16 protein-coding genes and 1 tRNA gene are annotated in these 18682 nt (G+C 72.1%); 9 read left to right on the forward strand and 8 right to left on the reverse strand.

What is annotated here, in order from left to right; all coding sequences use genetic code 11:
- Positions 1 to 22: 22 nt before the first annotated feature.
- Positions 23 to 760 carry a GntR family transcriptional regulator gene (locus OG344_RS00605; RefSeq protein WP_405086486.1) on the reverse strand — a complete coding sequence of 246 codons (738 nt, stop codon included), beginning with the start codon at positions 758 to 760 and terminating at the stop codon, positions 23 to 25.
- Between the two features lie 111 nt (positions 761 to 871).
- Between OG344_RS00605 and OG344_RS00610 the strand changes: the two genes are divergently transcribed.
- From OG344_RS00610 to OG344_RS00635, 6 genes are all read left to right on the forward strand, one after another.
- On the forward strand, positions 872 to 2026 hold the full coding sequence (locus OG344_RS00610; RefSeq protein WP_405086487.1) for an ABC transporter substrate-binding protein: 1155 nt from the start codon (positions 872 to 874) through the stop codon (positions 2024 to 2026).
- A 4-nt stretch (positions 2027 to 2030) separates the two neighbouring features.
- Positions 2031 to 2867, forward strand: coding sequence for an ABC transporter permease (locus OG344_RS00615; RefSeq protein WP_405086488.1), 837 nt, complete (start codon positions 2031 to 2033; stop codon positions 2865 to 2867).
- Positions 2855 to 3730 carry an ABC transporter permease gene (locus OG344_RS00620; RefSeq protein ID WP_405086489.1) on the forward strand — a complete coding sequence of 292 codons (876 nt, stop codon included), beginning with the start codon at positions 2855 to 2857 and terminating at the stop codon, positions 3728 to 3730. Before OG344_RS00615 ends, OG344_RS00620 begins: the two co-directional genes overlap by 13 nt.
- A complete protein-coding gene (locus OG344_RS00625) occupies positions 3727 to 4806 on the forward strand; it encodes an ABC transporter ATP-binding protein (RefSeq protein WP_405086490.1) in 1080 nt (359 codons plus the stop codon). The genes OG344_RS00620 and OG344_RS00625 overlap by 4 nt, the downstream gene beginning before the upstream one ends.
- Positions 4793 to 5452: an HAD family hydrolase gene (locus tag OG344_RS00630; RefSeq protein ID WP_405086491.1), complete on the forward strand. Its 660-nt coding sequence runs from the start codon at positions 4793 to 4795 to the stop codon at positions 5450 to 5452. Before OG344_RS00625 ends, OG344_RS00630 begins: the two co-directional genes overlap by 14 nt.
- Positions 5453 to 5566: 114 nt before the next feature.
- Positions 5567 to 6526 carry a quinone oxidoreductase family protein gene (locus OG344_RS00635; RefSeq protein ID WP_405086492.1) on the forward strand — a complete coding sequence of 320 codons (960 nt, stop codon included), beginning with the start codon at positions 5567 to 5569 and terminating at the stop codon, positions 6524 to 6526.
- A 26-nt stretch (positions 6527 to 6552) separates the two neighbouring features.
- Here the strand turns inward: OG344_RS00635 and OG344_RS00640 are convergent, their stop codons facing one another.
- The 7 genes from OG344_RS00640 to OG344_RS00670 form a co-directional block, all read right to left on the reverse strand.
- Complete coding sequence (locus OG344_RS00640; RefSeq protein WP_405086493.1) at positions 6553 to 7584, reverse strand: PucR family transcriptional regulator; 1032 nt, start codon at positions 7582 to 7584, stop codon at positions 6553 to 6555.
- Between the two features lie 20 nt (positions 7585 to 7604).
- Positions 7605 to 8405 carry an ABC transporter permease subunit gene (locus tag OG344_RS00645; protein WP_405086494.1) on the reverse strand — a complete coding sequence of 267 codons (801 nt, stop codon included), beginning with the start codon at positions 8403 to 8405 and terminating at the stop codon, positions 7605 to 7607.
- Positions 8386 to 9294: an ATP-binding cassette domain-containing protein gene (locus tag OG344_RS00650; RefSeq protein ID WP_405086495.1), complete on the reverse strand. Its 909-nt coding sequence runs from the start codon at positions 9292 to 9294 to the stop codon at positions 8386 to 8388. Before OG344_RS00650 ends, OG344_RS00645 begins: the two co-directional genes overlap by 20 nt.
- Before the next feature lie 106 nt (positions 9295 to 9400).
- Positions 9401 to 9790 (reverse strand): thiol-disulfide oxidoreductase DCC family protein, encoded by a 390-nt coding sequence (locus OG344_RS00655; protein ID WP_405086496.1) that lies wholly within the window; start codon positions 9788 to 9790, stop codon positions 9401 to 9403.
- A gap of 10 nt (positions 9791 to 9800) precedes the next feature.
- A complete protein-coding gene (locus tag OG344_RS00660; RefSeq protein WP_405086497.1) occupies positions 9801 to 9950 on the reverse strand; it encodes a hypothetical protein in 150 nt (49 codons plus the stop codon).
- A complete protein-coding gene (locus tag OG344_RS00665) occupies positions 9947 to 10903 on the reverse strand; it encodes a cobalamin biosynthesis protein (protein WP_405086498.1) in 957 nt (318 codons plus the stop codon). The genes OG344_RS00660 and OG344_RS00665 overlap by 4 nt, the downstream gene beginning before the upstream one ends.
- A 171-nt stretch (positions 10904 to 11074) precedes the next feature.
- Positions 11075 to 11917, reverse strand: coding sequence for a phosphotransferase (locus tag OG344_RS00670; protein WP_405086499.1), 843 nt, complete (start codon positions 11915 to 11917; stop codon positions 11075 to 11077).
- 360 nt (positions 11918 to 12277) lie between these two features.
- On the opposite strand from OG344_RS00670, the gene OG344_RS00675 reads away from it, so the two are divergent.
- From OG344_RS00675 to OG344_RS00685, 3 genes are all read left to right on the forward strand, one after another.
- Positions 12278 to 12351 (forward strand) — tRNA-Arg (locus OG344_RS00675).
- A gap of 228 nt (positions 12352 to 12579) precedes the next feature.
- Positions 12580 to 14079, forward strand: coding sequence for a hypothetical protein (locus tag OG344_RS00680; protein ID WP_405086500.1), 1500 nt, complete (start codon positions 12580 to 12582; stop codon positions 14077 to 14079).
- 4 nt (positions 14080 to 14083) lie between these two features.
- Entirely contained in the window at positions 14084 to 18649 is a 4566-nt protein-coding gene (locus OG344_RS00685; protein WP_405086501.1) for a DEAD/DEAH box helicase, read from the forward strand.
- Positions 18650 to 18682: the final 33 nt, after the last annotated feature.

The raw sequence follows: 18682 nt of genomic DNA on the forward strand, positions 1-18682 counted from the left end.
GCCCCACGACCCGCGAAGCGGGTCAGTCGCCGGCGCGGCGGACGAGGGGGTTGGCGGCGGTGGAGTTGCGGATGCTGAAGGTGACGCTGCCGGCGCGGTAGCGGTCGTCGGAGCATTCGACGGGCCGGCCCTCCTGGCTGGTGGTGGTGCGGCGCTGGCGCAGCAGGGGGCTGCCGCGGCGGACGCCGAGCAGCCGGGCGTCCCGGGCCCCGGCGGCCACCGCGTCGATCAGGTGCTCGCCGTACGCGAAGACCAGCCCGACCGACTCGTACAGCTCCTGGGTCACCGACTCGCACTCCGGGTCGAGCCGCTCCACGGCGGGGGCGATCCAGCCGGCGTAGACGGTGTGCTCGACCAGCACGGGCTCGCCGTCGAGGCGGCGCAGCCGCCGCACGTAGAGCACCTCCTCCCCCGGCTCCACCGACAGCCGTACGGCCTCGGAGGGCGCACAGGGGCGGCGGCGGGAGACCAGCACGCTCCCGCTGGCGCGGTAGCCCATGGACCGTGCCCACTGGGCGAAGCTGTGCAGTTCGGTGAAGCTCTGGCTGCGCTCGCTGCCCAGCACGATGCGCCGCGCGCCCTGCCGGGACCCGACCAGCCCCTCGGCGGCCAGCAGGGCGGCCGCCTGGCGTACGGTTCCCCGCGAGGCGGAGTAACGCAGGGCCAGGTCGGCCTCCGAGGGAAGCCTGCCGCCGATCGGATAGTCTCCCCGCACGATGGCGTCCCGCAGGTCACCGGCGATGTGTTCATAACGGGCCATCGTGCTGAGCCCTTCCGTTCACGTGACCGACATCGATGTGCGACGTACTTAGTCTGGCTTGTTTGTACAAGTTCGCCTACGTTCGTTGCACGAACCCTATGGGAGGGACTCTTGTCCGCACGCACCGCCGGTCTTGTGGCCGCGCTCGCAATAACCACGTCGGTGATCGCGGCCTGCGGGGCCGCCCCCACGACCACCGCCGGCGGCGGTTCGGAGTCCGGTGACTCCAAGGCCGCCTCCGCGACCTCGGCCCAGGACCTCGGCGGCCTGGACACGCTCGTCGACGCCGCCAAGAAGGAGGGGCAGCTCAACACCATCGCGCTGCCGCCCGACTGGGCCAACTACGGCGAGATCATCAAGGCCTTCGAGGCGAAGTACGGCATCAAGGTCGTCAACGACAACCCGGACGGCTCCAGCCAGGACGAGATCAACGCGGTCAAGACGCTGAAGGGCCAGGGCCGCGCCCCCGACGTGCTCGACCTCGGCAGCGCCTTCGCGCTGAGCGGCGCGCAGGAGGGCCTGTTCGCGCCGTACAAGGTGCAGAGCTGGGACAAGATCCCCGACGGGCAGAAGGAGCCCGGCGGCGCCTGGTACTACGACTACGGCGGCTACGTCTCCATCGGCTGCGACGCCAAGCGGGTCACGACCTGCCCGGAGACGTTCGCCGACCTGCTCAAGCCGGAGTACAAGGGCAAGGTCGCGCTGAACGGCGACCCGACCAAGGCCGGCGCGGCCTTCGCCGGCGTGTACGCCGCCTCGCTCGCCAACCAGGGCTCCTTCGACGACATCCAGCCCGGCATCGACTTCTTCAAGAAGCTCAAGCAGAACGGCAACTTCAATCCCGTCGAGGCCACCCCCGCCACGGTCGAGAAGGGCGAGACCCCGATCACCATCGACTGGGACTACCTGCAGGCGAGCTACGCCAAGGAGTTCTCGTCCAAGGGCGTGGACTGGAAGATCGCCATCCCCTCCGACGGCCAGTACGCGAACTTCTACTCCCAGGCGATCAACAAGTGGGCGCCGCACCCCGCCGCCGCCCGCCTGTGGCAGGAGTTCCTCTACAGCGCGGAGGGCCAGAACCTGTGGCTGAAGGGCTACGCCCGGCCGGTGCTGCTGCCCTCCATGCAGCAGGACGGCAGCGCCGACGCGACCCTGGTCGCCCAGCTCCCCAAGGTCGAGGGCACCCCTGCCTTCCCCACGCCGGACCAGGTCACCAAGGCCAAGGAGGTCCTGGCGAGCGGGTGGGGCGCGGCGGTCTCCGGCTGACGTCGTGGGCGACAGCCGTACGGGATCGAGGAGCCGGTGGGCGGCCGTGCCGCTGCTGGTCTTCGCCGCCATCGTCTTCGGCGTGCCGATGCTGGTCCTCCTCGGCGGCACGTTCACCAGGGAGGGCACGCCCAGCGCCGCCAACCTCACCGAGTCGCTCCAGGGGGCGTACCTCACGTCCCTGATCGGGAGCGTGGAGATCTCGGCGCTGGTGGCGGTGCTGGGCGGGGTGCTCGGCACGTTCCTCGCCCAGGCCGTGGTGACCTCCCGGTTCCGGGCCCTGCGGGAGGGGGTGCTGACCGCCTCCGGCGTGCTGGCCAACTTCGGCGGCGTGCCGCTGGCGTTCGCCTGGATCGCCACGCTCGGCAACTCGGGCGTCGTCACCACGACCCTGGGTCTCGGCGACCACGGGTGGAGCCTGTACAACTTCTGGGGCCTCACCCTGGTCTACCTCTACTTCTCCATCCCGCTCATGGTGCTCACGGTCGTGCCCGCCCTCGACGGGCTGCGCCCGCAGTGGCGCGAGGCCGCGCAGAACAACGGGGCGAGCACCTGGCAGTTCTGGCGGTACGTCGGCGTCCCGGTGCTGACCCCGGCGCTGCTCGGCGGGGTGATCCTGCTGTTCGGCGGCGCGTTCGCGGCCTACGCGACGGCGCAGGCGATGGTGGGGTCCAGCGTCCCGCTGGTCACCCTCAAGATCGCCGACGCGCTGACCGGCAACGTCCTCATCGGGCACGAGAACGTCGCGCTGGCCCTCAGCCTCGACATGATCGTGGTCGCGGGCCTGGTGATGGCCGTCTATCTCCCGCTGCGGCGAAGGAGCGCCCGATGGCTTCGCTGACCCCCCAGGTCACCACGCCGGCCGTCCCCGGGACGGCGCCCGTCCGGTCAGGACGGCCGCGCCGTCCCCGGGTCTGGCGCGGCGTGGTCCTCCTCCTCGCCGCCGTGTACTTCCTCGTCCCGCTGATCGCGTCGTTCGTCTTCACGGTGAAGGCGCCGGACCAGGGCCTCTCGCTCGACGCGTACGGCGAGATCTTCTCGGCCGAGGGCTTCGCCGGGAGCCTGCTGCTGTCGCTCGGGCTCGGGGCCGCCACGATCGTGATCGTGCTGCTGCTGACGCTGCCCGCGGTCGTCGCCGTACGGCTCGGCGCGCCGCGGTGGCGGCCGGTGCTGGAGGTGGTCTGCACGCTGCCGCTGGTCGTGCCCCCGATCACGTTCGTGGCCGGGATCAGCACGGTGCTGCGGTGGGGGCCCGACTACCTCGCGAGCACGCCCTTCTACCAGACGATCATCGCGGTGCAGGACCCCGGCTTCCCGGTCGTCCTGGTGCTCGCCTACGTCGTGCTGGCTCTGCCGTTCGCCTACCGCTCGCTCGACGCGGGCCTCGGGGCGATCGACGTGCGCACGCTGTCGGAGGCGGCCAGGAACCTCGGCGCGTCGTGGCCCCACGTGCTGCTGCGGGTGATCGTTCCCAACATGCGGTCGGCCATGGCCGGCGCGTCCTTCCTCACGCTGGCGCTGGTGCTCGGGGAGTTCACCATCGCCCGGCTGCTCTCCTTCCAGACCTTCCCCGTCTGGATCTACACGATCTCCGGCGCGCACGCCCAGGTGTCGGTGGCCGTCTCGGTGTTCAGCCTGCTGATCACCTGGCTGCTGCTGCTCGCCCTGTCGTCCGCCGGCGCACGGCAAAGGAGCGGATCATGAACGGCGCCCGGGTGGAGTTCCGCGGGCTGCGCCGGAGGTTCGGGAACACGGTGGCGCTGGACGGGCTCGACCTGACCGTGGAGCCCGGCGAGCTGATCGCGCTGCTCGGCCCGTCCGGGTGCGGCAAGACCACCGCGCTGCGCTGCCTCGCCGGCTTCGAGCAGCCCGACGAGGGCGAGGTGCTGGTGGACGGCGCCGACATCACGCGGGTGCCGGCCAACCGCCGCGACGCCGGGATGGTCTTCCAGTCCTACTCGCTCTTCCCCAACCTCAACGCCCGCGACAACGTCGGCTTCGGCATGCGGGTGCGCAAGGCGCCGGCCGCCCGGCGGCACGCCCGCGCGCAGGAGCTGCTGGAGCTGGTCGGCCTGCCCGACGTGGGCGGCCGGTATCCCCACCAGCTGTCCGGCGGCCAGCAGCAGCGGGTGGCGCTGGCCCGCGCGCTCGCGCTCGAACCCCGGGTGCTGCTGCTGGACGAGCCGCTGTCGGCGCTCGACGCCAAGGTGCGCGTCACGCTCCGCGAGGAGATCCGCCGCCTCCAGCTCTCCCTCGGCATCACGACGATCTTCGTGACGCACGACCAGGAGGAGGCGCTCTCGATGGCCGACCGGGTCGCCGTGCTGCGCGACGGCCGCCTGGAGCAGGTCGCCGATCCCGCCACCCTGTACGACCGGCCGGCGACCCCGTTCGTCGCCGAGTTCGTCGGCGCGATGAACCACCTGCCCGGCCTGCTGTCGGGCGACGAGGTGACGGTGCTCGGGCAGACGCTGCCGGTGGAGGGTCCACGGCCCGCCGGGCCCGCGGCCGACGTGCTCGTCCGGCCCGAGGCCGTGCTGGTCGCCCCGGACGGCGAAGGGGACGGAGTGGTCGTGGTGTCATCCTTCCGCGGCTCCACCGCCCGCCTGCGGGTGCGGCTGGGCGACGGCGCCGAGGTGCTCGCCGACGTGCCCGGCCACGACTCCGCGCGCCTTTCGCCCGGCACCGCCGTACGGGTCCGCCTGGTCGAGCGGCCCGTGCTCGTGTCGGCCCGTACGCCTGGAGTCGCGGCGGTCCCCGAACCCGATGCCGTCGCCTGATCACCCGGCGGCGGTGCTGTTCGACATGGACGGCACGCTCGTGGACACCGAGGACCTGTGGTGGGACGCCTGCGCCGAGGTCGGGCGCGGCCTCGGCGCCCCGCTGGGGCCGGGTGACCGGGAGGCGCTCTTCGGCCTGCCGGTCGAGGACGCCGCGGCGCACATCCTCGGCCGGGTGAACGACGGCCCGGGGCGGAGTTCCGTCGAGGCCATGCTGACCCGCGCCTTCGTCCGGCGGATCGAGAGCGGAGTCACCCCGCTGCCGGGCGCGGTCGCGTTGCTGGAATCCCTGCGCGCGGCGGGAGTCCCGGCCGTACTGGTGAGCGCGTCTCCCCGGACCGTGGTGGACATCGTGCTGGAGAGCGTCGGCGGGCACCTCTTCCGGCTGTCGGTGGCGGCCGGGGACAGCGCGCGGAACAAGCCGGCCCCCGACCCGTACCTCGCCGCGGCCTCGCGTCTCGGCGCCGACCCGGCGGCGTGCGTGGCGGTCGAGGACAGCCCGACGGGCATCGCCTCCGCCCGGGCCGCCGGCTGCGCCGTCATCGCGGTCGGCCCCCTCGACGGCGTGAGCGGGGTGACGACGGTGCCGACCCTGGAGAGCGTCGACCTGCCGCTGCTGCGCCGCCTGACCGCACGCGAGCGCTGACGCCTGTCCGGAGCACGCCGCGGCCGGAAGGATTCCCGCGAGCGCATCCGGGAACAACGGGCGGTGCCCGGCGGGTTGGGGAAGATCAGAAGAGACCTCAGACAGGAGTTGCGCATGCGTGCCATCGTCGTCTCCGCGTACGGTGATTCCTCGGCGCTGGAGTACGCCGAGCGGCCCGACCCGGTGCCCGGCCCGGGCCAGGTGCTGATCGAGGTGGCGGCGACCGGGGTGAACTTCATCGACGTCTACCACCGTGAGGGGCTCTATCCGCTGCCGCTCCCGCTGGTCCCCGGCTCGGAGGCGGCCGGGACGGTCACGGCCGTGGGCCCGGACGTCACCGACGTCGTGCCCGGCGACCGCGTCGCCTCCGCCGCCGCGATCGGCGCGTACGCGACCAAGGCCCTGATCCCGGCGGACAAGGTGGTCCGGCTGCCCGACGGCCTCGCCCCCGATCTCGCGGCCGCGGTGCTGCTCCAGGGGCTCACCGCCCACTACCTGACCCACTCCACGTACGCGGTCCGCACGGGTGACGACGTGCTCGTCCACGCCGCGGCGGGCGGCATGGGCCTGCTGCTGACGCAGATGGCCAAGCTGCGCGGCGCCCGCGTGATCGGCACGGTCTCCAGCGCCGAGAAGGAGAAGCTCGCCCGGCAGGCCGGCGCCGACGACGTGATCGGCTACGAGGGTTTCCCGGAGGCCGTCAAGGAGATCACCGGCTCGGGCGTGCACGTCGTCTACGACGGGGTCGGGGCCGCCACCTTCGAGGGATCGCTCGCGTCGCTGCGCCCGCGCGGCATGATGGCGCTGTACGGCGCGGCCAGCGGGCCGGTCCCGCCCTTCGACCCCCAGAAGCTCAACGCGGGCGGTTCGCTGTTCCTCACCCGGCCCTCGCTCGGGCACTACACGGCCACCCGGGAGGAGCTGCTCTCCCGGGCGGACGACCTGCTCGGCTGGGTCGCCTCCGGCGCGCTGAAGGTGCGCGTCTCCGAGCGCTACCCGCTGGCCGAGGCCCGCCGGGCGCACGACGACCTCGAAGGCCGCCGTACGACCGGCAAGCTGCTGCTGATCCCCTGACCCCGCTTCCCGCGGCGGCGGGCGGGTCAGTTCAGCGGGTGGGCGGGCCACTCCAGGAGGCGGGCGCCGAGCACGGCCGTCTCCAGAGTGAACCGCTGCGTCGGGTCGCTGGGCGAGAAGCCGGTCAGCCTCCGGATGCGCTCCAGGCGGTAGGTGATCGCCCGCGTGCTGACGCCGAGCCCGCGCGCCGCGGCGGTGTGGTTGCCCTGCGCGGCGAAGATCGCCTCCAGCGTCTCCAGCAGCGGCTCCGGCCCGCCCCGGGCGGAGGTCAGCGGGCCGAGCACGGTGGAGACGAGGTCCACGATCGCGTCCCTGTCCCGCAGCAGCACCGGGAAGACCAGCAGGTCGGCCGCCTTCAGCACCTGGGCCCGCAGGCCGAGCCGCTCGCCGAGGTCGATCGCGCCCGCCGCCTCCCGGTAGGAGGTGACGATCCCGCCCGGCCCCTGGTGCGGGCGGCCGATCCCCACCCGCCACGTGGTGAGCGCCGCCCGCACGTGGTGGGTGAACTCCCCGCTCGCCGCGGTCAGCCCGGCCGGGAAGGCGCACACGAGGAGGCCGTCGCGGACAGCGACGAGGATGTTGTGCGAGCCGAACCTGGCGACGAGCGCCTGCTCGATCTTCCCGGCCAGCGGGTCGCCCGCCTCCAGCGGCGTGCCCGGCTTGGCCACGCTGACGGCGTACGCGCCGGCCAGGCGCAGGCCGAAGTGCTCAGCGCGTTCCGCGTCGGCCCTGCCCTGCAGCAGGTCGTCGATGAACAGGCGGCGCGCCTCCTCCTCCCTCCGTACGGCGGCGCGCTGCGCCTCCTCGTATCCGTCGATGTAGGCGGCGATGCCCCGCCGTACGGCCCCGAAGGACCCACCGGCGGTCATCTCGGCGGCGTGCAGGCAGGCGTCGGCGAGCACGCGCAGGGGGATGCCGCGCTCGGCGGCGAGGGCGCCGCTCTCGCGCAGGCCGTCCATGTCGGCGCGGCCGGGCAGCCGGCCGGTGGCGGCCGACGCCGCCAGGACCGAAAGGAACCCGCCGAGCAGGTCGGCGGGCACCCCGGTCGCCTCGCTCACGCGAGCGAGAACGCTGTCCATCAGACCCCTACGTCGCGCCGTTCGAAGGCGAGCAGCGCCGTCATGAGCAGGACGGCCGTCGCACCCAGCAGGACAAGGTAGTCACCGTACGGCCAGCCCTGGTAGAGGGGGCGTCCGTCGAGGTAGTAGTGGACGGGCGTGAGCCAGCGCAGCCAGGCGAGGGCGTCGACGCCGCGGCCCATGGTCTCCACGACGTATCCGGCGACGCCCCAGACGCCGGCCACGGCGAGCGCGACCTGCCTGCGGCCGAACGCCGCGCCGACGCACAGGGTCAGCGTCCCGAAGAACAGCACGAGCAGGAACAACCCCGTGTGGGCGGCGAATATGCGGCCGAACGGCACGCCCATCCCGGCGGCGGACGAGGCCCCGGCGGCGACCACCAGCGTCACCAGCGCCACGCCGAGCAGGCCGAGCGCCAGCGCGGCCCAGCGCTCCAGGAGCAGCCGCCGGCGGTCGATCGGCAGCGTCAGCGTGAGCTCCAGCGTCTTGGCCTCCTCGGGTCCGGCGAGGGCCCGGTTGCCGAGGATCACGGCGCACATGGTGAACAGCAGCGGGCCCAGCAACTGGTAGGCGACCGCCTGCAGGTAGCCGGTTCCGGTCGCGATGTCGGACATGCCGCCCATCAGGTCCCTGAGCGCACCGGGATACTTGGCGATCGCCTGCCTGCTGAACGTGTCGGGGTCCTTCATCATGCTCGCGTAGATCGAGATGTACATCCCGAGGAACGCGCACAGCCCGACCGTCCACCCGACGAGGGCGCGGCGATATTCCCCCAGGGTCTTACGCACCAGCGTGGGCATGCCGGGCCTCCTCCTCGCTGTAGTAGGTCAGGAAGATCTCCTCCAGGTCCGGCTCCGCGCTGACCAGGTGGACCACCGTGTGACGGGCCGCCGCCTTGACCAGCGCGTCGGGCCTGCCGTCGATCGTGCAGCGCAGGCTCGCGCCCAGCACGGTCACGTCCCGTACGCCGGGGAGCCCCTCGAAGTCCTCCCTGGGGACCGGCGCGTCGAAGTGGAGCTCCACGTGCCGTACGGCCCGCTCGCGCAGGGCCGCGATGTCCTCGACCGCGACGAGACGCCCGGCGCGGACGATGCCCACCCGGTCGGCGACGTGCTCCACCTCGGCGAGCACGTGCGACGACATGAGGATCGTGCGGCCCGCCGTGCGCGCCTCCCGGACCATCGCCAGGAACTCCTGCTGCACCAGCGGGTCGAGGCCGCTCGTCGGCTCGTCGAGGATGAGCAGCTCGGGCTCGTGCATGAACGCCTGGATGAGCCCGACCTTCTGCTTGTTGCCCTTGGAGAGCCGGCCCATCCTGACCGACAGGTCGGCGTCCAGCCGCTCGGCCAGGTCGTCGATCCTGCCCCGGCTCACCCCTCCGCGCACGCCGGCGAGGAACCGGAGGTAGTCGCGGGCCCGTTCGCCGCCCTCCAGCGCCAGCTCGCCGGGCAGGTAACCGATCCGGGCCCGGACCCGCGAGTCCCGCGTGCTCGCGCCGAGAACCGTGGCCCGGCCCGACGTCGGCCGGATCACGTCCAGGAGCAGCCGGATCGTCGTCGTCTTGCCGGCGCCGTTCGGGCCCAGATAGCCGAACACCTCACCCGGACGGATGTCGAGGGTGAGATCCTCCAAGCCCCGTCTCGTACCGTAGAACTTCGTCAGTCCTTCGGTCTCCACCACTGCTGTCATGCCGCAATGGTGGACCTCCGGCCCGGTGCCGGGGTATGCCTTCTTCCGGACACCTACCGGCCTCGTCTCTTCCCGGCTTCGGCAACGACACCGATCAAGGGGCCGATCAAGCGGGCGGCACGCCGCAGGTCGTGGAACCGGGCAGCAGATGACGGTGGCGCGACACCAGGCGGTAGCCCGCCTCGGCCGCCCAGCTCACCGGCGGCGCGAGCATCAGGCGGCCGAGCGCGCGCCAGGCGGCGTGCGGCTGCACCACGAGCATCACCCCGATGGCCCGCGCGCCGTGGGCACGCAGCCCTCCCGGGCCCAGGAGCTGCACGGACGTCATGACCTCCTCGCGGGTCAGCCCCGCCGCGCGGAGGTCGAGACCCTGCCACGCCCGTACGGCGGGCATGTAGCGCAGGACCCGGTGCCCGGCGTTCACGCACGTCTGGCAGAAGGCGCAGTCGCCGTCGAAGACCAGCAGGATGCGGTTGTCTCCGCTTTCTCCGCCCATGCGATCGAACCTACCAATCCTGGGACGGATCATTTCGGTCGCGTGGTGGCGGCGGCGCGGGCCGCCGAGACGCGCGCACGACCAGCACGGCGACCACGATCACCGCGACCGCGACACTGAAGACGACCGCCAAGACCAGCAGCAGGACGAGCAGGCTCATCGATGCCTCCTTCGAGGGGCCCGTGCGCCTGCCAGGCGGGCGGCGACGGCCAGCCCCACCGAGGCGTACGACACCGCGCGCGCCAGCCGTACGAACCGGGGGATGTCGGCGACGGCCGGACCGGGACCGTCGCCCAGTTCCGGGCGGTGCTCCATCCTGCCACCGTAGTCGTTCGCCCCGCCGAGCCGTACGCCGAGGGCGCCGGCGAAGGCCGCCTCGCAGCGTCCGGAGTTGGGGCTGGGGTGGCGGTGCCCGTCGCGGCGGAGCACGGTGGCCGCGCGACGCGGAGAGCCCCCGGCCAGCCCGGCGAGACCGGTGGTGAGCAGCGCGGTCAGCCGGGCGGGCACATAGTTGGCCACGTCGTCCAGCCGGGCCGAGGCCCAGCCGAACCGCGCGTATCGCGGCGACCGGTGGCCCACCATCGCGTCGAGCGTGTTGACCGCGCGGTAGCCGAGCAGGCCGGGCACGCCGAAGACGGCGCCCCACACGAGCGGCGCGACGACGGCGTCCGAGGTGTTCTCCGCGATCGACTCGACCGTGCCCCGCGCCAGCTCGGCGGCGTCCAGACCGGACGGGTCACGCCCGCACAGGTGCGGAAGGCGGGCACGGGCGGCGGCCAGGTCGCCGTCCCGCAGTGAGCGGGCCATCAGCGCGCCCTCCTTCGCGAGGGTCGTGCCGCCGAGGACGGCCCAGGTGGCGGCGGCGGTGACGGCGGCCCGCGCGACCGGGCTCGGCCGGGTCACCCGCTCGGCGACCACCCCGACAGCCGTCGCGGCGCCGACGCAGATGGTCGTGTAGGCGACCCCCGCTAACCGCGAATCCCGATATATGAGCTTTTCGAGGGCGGCGGCCCGGCTGCCGAACACCGCCACCGGATGACCCCGCCGGGGGTCGCCGAGGAGGGCGTCGATCGCCGCCCCGGCCAGCAGCCCCGCCGCCGTGGCACCGTCCATGGTCCCGATCACGCACGCATTCTTCCGCAGCGCTCCCGCCCAGCGCCCGCCGGGGCGCAGGGGGGTTCATGAGGTGATCCTCGGTGGGAACGGCGAGGTGGTTGGTCGCGGAGTCGGGCGGCACGCGGGCCCGCTGTGCGAGCGTTCAGGACGCCGGCCTGCGGGGCGTGTTCAGAGCGCGCGTTCGGCGGTCGGAGCCGGGACCCGCACGTCGCCGAGGAGGTGGTCCTGGAGCGCCTCCTCGTTGGCGTCGAGCCACGCGGCCGCACGCCTGATCCGGCCGCCCACGCCCTCGGCCCACATCCGCGCCCAGCCGCCGCCCCGCGTGCGGGCCCGGTCCCGCATCAGCGCGTACGACCGGCCGAACCGCGTCCGTGCCGTCTCCACCAGCCTCAGCCGATCCTGCGCCGGCAGGCCGTACGCGTCGCAGAACAGCCGCACCCGGGCCGCCGCGTCCAGGGACCGCTGCGCGGGGTCCCGGTCGACCGGGTCGGCGAGCGGAGCCCAGTGCCGCAGCGTCGTCACCACGTCGAACAACCGCGTCGTCGGTCTGGCCATGTCGAAGTCGATCAGCGCGTACGGCACCGGCCCCGCGCCGGGCCGGTCGCGGAAGACGACGTTGGCCGGGGTCACGTCGCAGTGGCCCACGAGTTCGGGCGAGCCCTCCGGCGCCGAGCCGTCCTCCCACGTCGCGCCGTGAGGCGGGCCGAACGTCGCCGCCGCGTCGTGCAGGCGCCGCAGCAGCAGGGCCAGCGCGGTCAGTGTCTCCTCGCTCACCGCGTACGCCGGAAGCGGGCGCGCGGGCACCATGCCCTCGATGTAGGTGAGGATCGCCCTGCCCCGCTCGTCGACCCCGAGGAACCGGGGCGCCCGATCGAACCCGGCGGCCTCCAGGTGCCGCAACAGCGCGTGGACCGACGGCGACGTGGGCCGCATCGGCCGCCGTACTGTCGCCCCTACCCGTACGACTCCCTCGGATACGTCTCCGACGAGCGGGATCTCACGTACGGCCATGCCGACGCAGCTTAACGACCAGATTTCCGGTATGAGGCGTTGACGGCCGAAGAATTTCCAATCGCTTCCCTGATGGGATACGCAAGAGGGCGCAAACGGTGCCATCCGGGGAACGGAGTGCGGCGTGTCGGGGCAGACGAACTGCCGTCGTGGCACGAGACCGGGGCCGTCGATCCCGCCCAGCCGGGGGCAGGGCCTAAGCACAGGTCCACGGCCCGAAGCGAGGTGACGCGTCCCGCCTTGACACACTGGTCGCGGTGCCGTGACCCTCGGCCGGACCCGTATCTTGGACGAGGTCCGGCCCATGTCCGGGAAACCGGGTGTGTACCCGGTCCCCGGATCATGCAGAATTAGGCACGAGCGCCCTTAGCTCAGCTGGATAGAGCATCGGACTTCTAATCCGACGGTCGGGGGTTCGAATCCCTCAGGGCGCGCTCCTCCTATCCGGCCTCTGACCTGGTCTTTCGCCTGATTCTTCGGTCGCCGTGCAGATCGCCAAGGCGTTCGGCGCGAGGGTGATCGGCGAGCGACAGCCGCCGCACACCCCTCCGCCTGTCAGACGTTGGCATTCCCACGGCCAAGCCTGCGCGAGCCGTCCGAAATGCCACCGATCCAGCTATGCTGATCAGCGACTCCCCTTCTCCTGCAGGTGCTCCGTATCCGTGCCCGACCGCCAGACTTTCGACGCATCCGCCCTCCTCGATCTGCTCGAACGGTCGTGGACCGTGCAGTTGCGCCACGTGTCGCTGGTCATCGAGGCCGACGCGCCCGAGGAGATGATCGAGGCGGCAGCCGACGCTCTGGGACGGGCCCACCGGCGGCTCGGCCATCAGGAGCTCGCCAACCGCTGGCCGGCGTGCGTCGCGGTGAGCATCGTCGGCGTGGCGGCCCGTCATGGCGGAGACAGCGCGTTCTGGCCGCACTGGTGGGTGGCCTCCCACCACCGGGGCAGCGCGAGCAAGTGGGGTGCGGCGTTCTTGGACGCCTTGCGGGCCTTGGGCCTGCGAGCCGAGCCAGACGCGAAGCACTCGATCATGACACACGCCGGCCTCGGTGCCACGGCCGAGGCTTCCCGGCTCCGCCTCGACCCCTTCGGGCACGGGATTCAGCGTGACGGTGTGGCGCTGCCGTACCCCACGGAGGACTGCCTGCTCGTCTTCACCGAAGACGGGCGCCACCTGCCTGCGGAGTTACCGCCCTGCCCTGTCTGGGTCGCCCATCCCCGGGACCGCGAACCGACCGCCGACGTCCCGCTCCGGATCATCGCCGAAAGTCTCCTGCCTCTCGGCTGGAACGGCTGGCGGCTGACACAGGTCGATCTGGAGAACGCGACCTGGCTCGCCCTGGCGGACGGTCCACACCGCCCGGTCAGGGGGGAGGCCAGACCCCGGCTGCTGGTCGACCGGCCCCTGCCCGGCGTGACCGCGTCAGACGGCTCCGCCGTATTGGCCGCGCCTCCCGCCCTGCGGCTACCGGATGGAGAATGGCTGGTCACAGTGGAGCGGACCGGCGCCGCGCGGGCGGCGCCCGCCGATCCCGCCGACCTCTGGGCGCGGCTGCCGCGCCCACTGCTCGGCACTTTCACCGTCACCGCCAGGACCGCGGGCGGCCGGGCGATGCGGGAGACCGTCACCCTGGCCGAGGGGCTCGCCCTGCGTCACGACCCTCCGGTCCGGGTCTTCGACGAGGAGGGCCTGGTGCCGGCGGACACCCTGTTCAGCACGGGGCCGGGCCTGACGGTGACACCGCAGGCGCTGACCTTCGGCCCGCGCGAGACCGTGCGCCGGATCACGTGTGTCGCCTCGGAGCAGACGCTGGCTCTGGTCGTCGCCCCGCCCCACATGCGGGTGCTGGCCGGCCAGGAATGGAGCACGGTTCCACTCCGCTTGACCGTGGCCGCGTTGGAGGAACTCGGGGAACTGCGGTTCGAGATTCCAGGAGTCCGGGAGGGTCTTCCCCTCGAGGTCGTCAGCCGAGGTAAGAGCGTGCAGGTGCTGACCCCGCACGCCCGCGGCGACTACCCGTTGCGTCGGGTGCTGGACACGGTGGCCGCGCACGGGCACGCCACCCTGGTGGTCCGGCCCGACGGGCATGCCATCCCGCTGGCGACGATCTCTCCCGCATCCCCAGCCACCCCAGACCCTTGGCTCTGCAACGATTGACCCTATGGATCCCCTCGCCACCAGCGCGCTCATCACCGGCACGTACCGGCGTTATCTCCGCTCGTTGCTGCCGGTGCGGGATCCGGCGATCGCCGAATCGCTCGCGGCGGAGATCGCGGCCAGCCCACTGCTGACCAGGGGCCCCCTGCTGGAGGCCACCCCGCCCTACCGGACCGGTGCGACCCTCCGCGAGCTGATCGGCGACGGCGTCCTCGATCCTGCGTTCGCGGCGCTGGGCAGCCCCGCACTTCCCCTGGACCGGCCGCTCTACCTGCATCAGGAGCACGCGCTGCGCAAAGCGGCCACCGGACGGAACCTGGTGGTGGCCACCGGCACGGGCTCGGGCAAGACGGAGAGCTTCCTGCTGCCGATCCTGTCCGCGCTCATTTCCGAGGGACGTCCGTCCCCCGGTGTGCGGGCGCTGCTGCTCTATCCGATGAACGCCTTGGCCAACGACCAGCTCAAACGGCTCCGCGAGCTGCTGTCGGCCGTACCGCAGATCACCTTCGGCCGCTACACGGGTGACACGCCGGAGAAGGCACAGCAGGGGGCGGCCCTCTTCGACGAGCTCAATCCGGGGCAGCCGAGGCTGCCGAACGAGCTGCTCAGCCGGGAGGAGATGCGGGCCCGTCCTCCGCATCTGCTGCTCACCAACTATGCGATGCTCGAATACCTGCTGCTTCGCCCGGCCGACCTGGAGCTCTTCGAACACGCCGACAGGTGGCGGTTCGTGGTCCTGGACGAAGCGCATGTGTATGACGGTGCCAGGGCTGAGGAGCTCGGCATGCTGCTGCGCCGCCTCCGTGACCGAGTGGCCCGGGACCGGACGTTGCAGGCCATCGCCACCAGCGCCACGGTCGGCGACGAACCGGGCGCGGTCATGGACTTCGCCGCCAAGCTGTTCGACGCTCCGTTTGAGTGGGTCTCAGACGACCCCGCCCGCCAGGATCTGGTGACCGCCGCCCGGGTTGACATGCCGCCGGGGCCGTTCTGGGGGCCGTTGACCGCGGCGGACTACCGAAAGCTGGCGATGAGTGAGGACCCGGCTGCCGAACTGGTCCGCCGGTCCGGCCTGCCCGATGGCGGTACGGCTCTCGCCTGCGAGCACGCCATGGCCACGCTGCGCGGCACCCTGTCCGGCGGCCCCCGGCCCTTCGCGGACCTGGCCCAGCTGCTCTTCGGTGGTCAGGAAGAGCCGGCTGAAGGCCTTGCCGCGCTGGTGGCCGTCGGCGGGAAGGTCCGGGACCTCTCGGGAAGCGCGGTGCTGTCGGCCCGCTACCACTTGTTCGCCCGCGCCACCGAGGGTGCGTTCACCTGCCTCATCGGACCACATGTGTCCCTGGGCCGTCACGAGACGTGCACCACCTGTTCGGGGGCGGTCTTCGAGTTCGGTGCATGCAAGAGATGCGGGGCGGTCCACCTGACCGGCGCGGTGGAGCTGTCCGGCGGGGGGCAGGTGTTCAGCCCGCGGGTGAGCCGGGACGATTCCCGGGTCTGGCTGCTGCTTGGTGACGCCCCCGAGATGACCGACGAAGACGACGAGACCCTCGAAGCCGTGCCGGAGACCGAGGCTCAGGACGCGTTCCTGTGCGGCAGGTGCGGGGCGCTTCATGCGGTACGGCAAAGCGAGTGCGGCCGGGACGGTTGCCACGAGACCCAGCTGCGTCCGGTGCGGCGGCTGAAGACGCGAGCCAGCTCGCCCAGCGGCTGCCTGGCCTGCGGCGCGCGCGGCTCAGGCATGATCCGCCAGTTCGAGAGCGGCAACGAGGCGGCGGCAGCCGTCCTGGCCACCGCTCTCTATCAGGCGCTGCCGCCGATGCCCGAGCAGGAGGACCGGCCCGGCGGCGGACGCAAGCTGCTGACCTTCAGCGACAGCCGCCAGGCGGCCGCCTACTTCGCCCCTTACCTGGAGTCCAGCTACGCCCAGATCCAGCAGCGGCGGCTGATCCTCGACGGGCTCCGGCGTGCGGTTGCCAGGGACGAAACCGCCACTGTGGACGACCTGGTGGACGAGGTGGTGGCGGCGGCAGGACAGGCCGGGGTGTTCGAACGCCGGGCCTCCCGCCAGCAGCGCCGCCGCGAGGTGGCCCTGTGGGTGATGCGGGAGCTGGTGGCGATGGACGAACGCCAGTCCCTGGAAGGCCTCGGCCTCCTCCGGGTGGAGCTGGACCGCGAGCCCGGCTGGCGGCTGCCCGCGCCGCTGCTGGGGCTGGGCCTGACCCCGGACGAATGCTGGCTGCTCCTGGGCGAGCTGGCCCGCTCGCTCCGGCAGCAGGGCGCGCTGACCATGCCGGAGGAAGTCGATCCGCGCGATGAGCTGTTCGACCCTCGGCGCGGGCCGATCTACGTGCGCGGCGACGGCGCCGAGGCAAAGCTGAAGGTGCTGAGCTGGCTGCCCACGCGCGGCGTCAACCGGCGACTCGACTACCTGCGCCGGGTGCTGGCCGCCCTCGGGTCCGGCACGGACGCCCGGCAGATCCTCGACGGCTGCTGGAAACTCCTCACGTCGCTGCGGGACGGCTGGCTGAGTTCGGCCGCACTGCCCAGGTTGGGTCAGGTGCATCAGCTGGATCACACCTGGCTGAAGCTCTCCCCGGCAGTTGAGATCTACCAGTGCGGGCTGTGCCGGCGAATCAGCGCCGCCTCGCTGCGTGGGGTCTGCCCGACGCTCGGCTGTCAGGGCGTGCTGACCCCGGCCAAGCCGGACGCCGATGACCACCACCGGGTGCTGTATCAGGCGATGACGCCGGTGCCGCTGCTGGCCAAGGAGCACACCGCCCAGTGGACGGGGCTGGAGGCGGCCGACATCCAGCAGCGATTCCTGCGCGGCGAGGTGAACGTACTGTCCTGCTCGACCACTTTTGAGCTGGGCGTGGACGTGGGCGAACTCCAGGCGGTGATGCTCCGCAACATGCCGCCGACCACGGCCAACTACATTCAGCGGGCTGGGCGGGCCGGACGGCGGGCAGACTCGGCGGCCCTTGTGCTGACCTACGCTCAGAGGCGCTCGCACGATCTGTCCCGGTACCAGGAACCAGAGAAGATGATCGCCGGTCAGGTGCGAGCGCCGTACGTGCCGCTCGGCAACGACCGGATCGACCGGCGCCATGCCCATTCTGTGGCATTGGCCGCCTTCTTCCGGTACGCCAAAGAGACCTCGGGGACGGTCTGGAAGACCGCAGGCGACTTCTTCCTGTCTGGAGCGAGCTCCCAGGTGAAGGCGTTCCTCACCCCCGTCCCCTCCGGTGTGCTGGGCTCTCTGCGCCAGGTGCTACCCGCCACCGTTCAGGCGGAACTCGGCGTGCAGACGGGCGCGTGGGTGACCGACCTGTGTGAGCTGCTGGAACAGGTGCGTCTCGAACTCTCCCAGGACATCGAGGCGTTCGAGAAGCACCGCCGTGAGGCGTTCGCCAAGCGCCGCAGCGACCTGGCCGCCCGCTACGAGCGGACCATCAACACCGTCACCCGGAGATCCCTGATCGGCTACCTGGCGAACCGGAACGTGCTGCCCAAGTACGGCTTCCCGGTGGACAGCGTGGAGTTGCGCACCGCGCACTGCGACAGCCAGGTGGGAGCCCGGCTGGAGCTCAGCCGCGATCTCTCTTCGGCGATCTATGAGTACGCACCCGGTTCCGAGGTGGTGGCCGGCGGCGTGCTCTGGCGGTCGGCGGGCGTCTACCGGCTCCCCGGCCGGGAGCTGATCAGCAGGAGCTACACGGTCTGCCGGACCTGCCAGCATTACCGTGAGGGCGACGAGACGCTGGAAGTGGCCTGTCCCGCGTGTGGGAGCGCAAGCGAGGGAGCCCTGCGCCAGTACTACGTGCCGGAGTTCGGCTTCGTCGCCGATCATCGGACGGCCAAACCGGCCACGGCGCCCCCGAAGGGCTCCTGGAACGGCGCGACCCACATCGTCTCCCTGGGCGAGGAGCTGGCCGAACGCCGCTGGGCGTCTCCCGGCGGGGCTTCGGTCTGGTGCCGTTCCGGCTCACGGGGCCGGCTGGTCGTCCTGTCCGAGGGACCTACCGGCAGTGGTTTCCTGATCTGCGACTGGTGCGGCTGGGGCACGCCGAACCAGGGCAAGACCGCCAAGTCGCACGTCAACCCACTCCGACAGAATGACTGCACCGGGCCGCTGCGCTGGCGCTCCCTGGCGCACAGCTTCGAGACCGACATTCTGGAGTTGCGGTTCGACACACCCGGTCTCACCGAGACAGCTCACTGGCGTTCGGCCCTGTACGCGCTGCTCGAAGGGGCCGCGGACGGGCTGGAGATCAGCAGGAACGACATCGACGGCGCGATCAATCCCGGCTCCGACGGCCGGACCGGACTAGTGATCTTCGACACAGTCCCGGGCGGGGCGGGCAGCGCGCTGCGCATCGCCGAGTCACTCGACGTGGTCGCCGGCGCCGCGCTCAAGCGAGTCGCCTCCTGTGACTGCGGCGCCGAGACCTCGTGCTACGGCTGCCTGCGCACCCGTCACAACGAACGCCACCACGACCAGCTCAGCCGTGGCGCGGCCCTCCAGGTCCTGCGCGCCCTCACCACCAGCGGCCCGCTCGTTCTCACCTGAGGCAACCCTGGTTCCGGAGTGCGGCCGACAAAC

Source organism: Microbispora sp. NBC_01389, from assembly GCF_045040095.1.
Taxonomy (GTDB): domain Bacteria; phylum Actinomycetota; class Actinomycetes; order Streptosporangiales; family Streptosporangiaceae; genus Microbispora.

Bases quoted from the DNA above. Each gene is read 5' to 3' on its own strand.
- OG344_RS00605 (WP_405086486.1), bottom strand. From the start codon at position 760: ATGGCCCGTTATGAACACATCGCCGGTGACCTGCGGGACGCCATCGTG.
- OG344_RS00620 (WP_405086489.1), top strand. From the start codon at position 2,855: ATGGCTTCGCTGACCCCCCAGGTCACCACGCCGGCCGTCCCCGGGACG.
- OG344_RS00625 (WP_405086490.1), top strand. From the start codon at position 3,727: ATGAACGGCGCCCGGGTGGAGTTCCGCGGGCTGCGCCGGAGGTTCGGG.
- OG344_RS00630 (WP_405086491.1), top strand. From the start codon at position 4,793: ATGCCGTCGCCTGATCACCCGGCGGCGGTGCTGTTCGACATGGACGGC.
- OG344_RS00635 (WP_405086492.1), top strand. From the start codon at position 5,567: ATGCGTGCCATCGTCGTCTCCGCGTACGGTGATTCCTCGGCGCTGGAG.
- OG344_RS00645 (WP_405086494.1), bottom strand. From the start codon at position 8,405: ATGCCCACGCTGGTGCGTAAGACCCTGGGGGAATATCGCCGCGCCCTC.
- OG344_RS00650 (WP_405086495.1), bottom strand. From the start codon at position 9,294: ATGACAGCAGTGGTGGAGACCGAAGGACTGACGAAGTTCTACGGTACG.
- OG344_RS00655 (WP_405086496.1), bottom strand. From the start codon at position 9,790: ATGGGCGGAGAAAGCGGAGACAACCGCATCCTGCTGGTCTTCGACGGC.
- OG344_RS00660 (WP_405086497.1), bottom strand. From the start codon at position 9,950: ATGAGCCTGCTCGTCCTGCTGCTGGTCTTGGCGGTCGTCTTCAGTGTC.
- OG344_RS00665 (WP_405086498.1), bottom strand. From the start codon at position 10,903: ATGGACGGTGCCACGGCGGCGGGGCTGCTGGCCGGGGCGGCGATCGAC.
- OG344_RS00670 (WP_405086499.1), bottom strand. From the start codon at position 11,917: ATGGCCGTACGTGAGATCCCGCTCGTCGGAGACGTATCCGAGGGAGTC.
- OG344_RS00685 (WP_405086501.1), top strand. From the start codon at position 14,084: ATGGATCCCCTCGCCACCAGCGCGCTCATCACCGGCACGTACCGGCGT.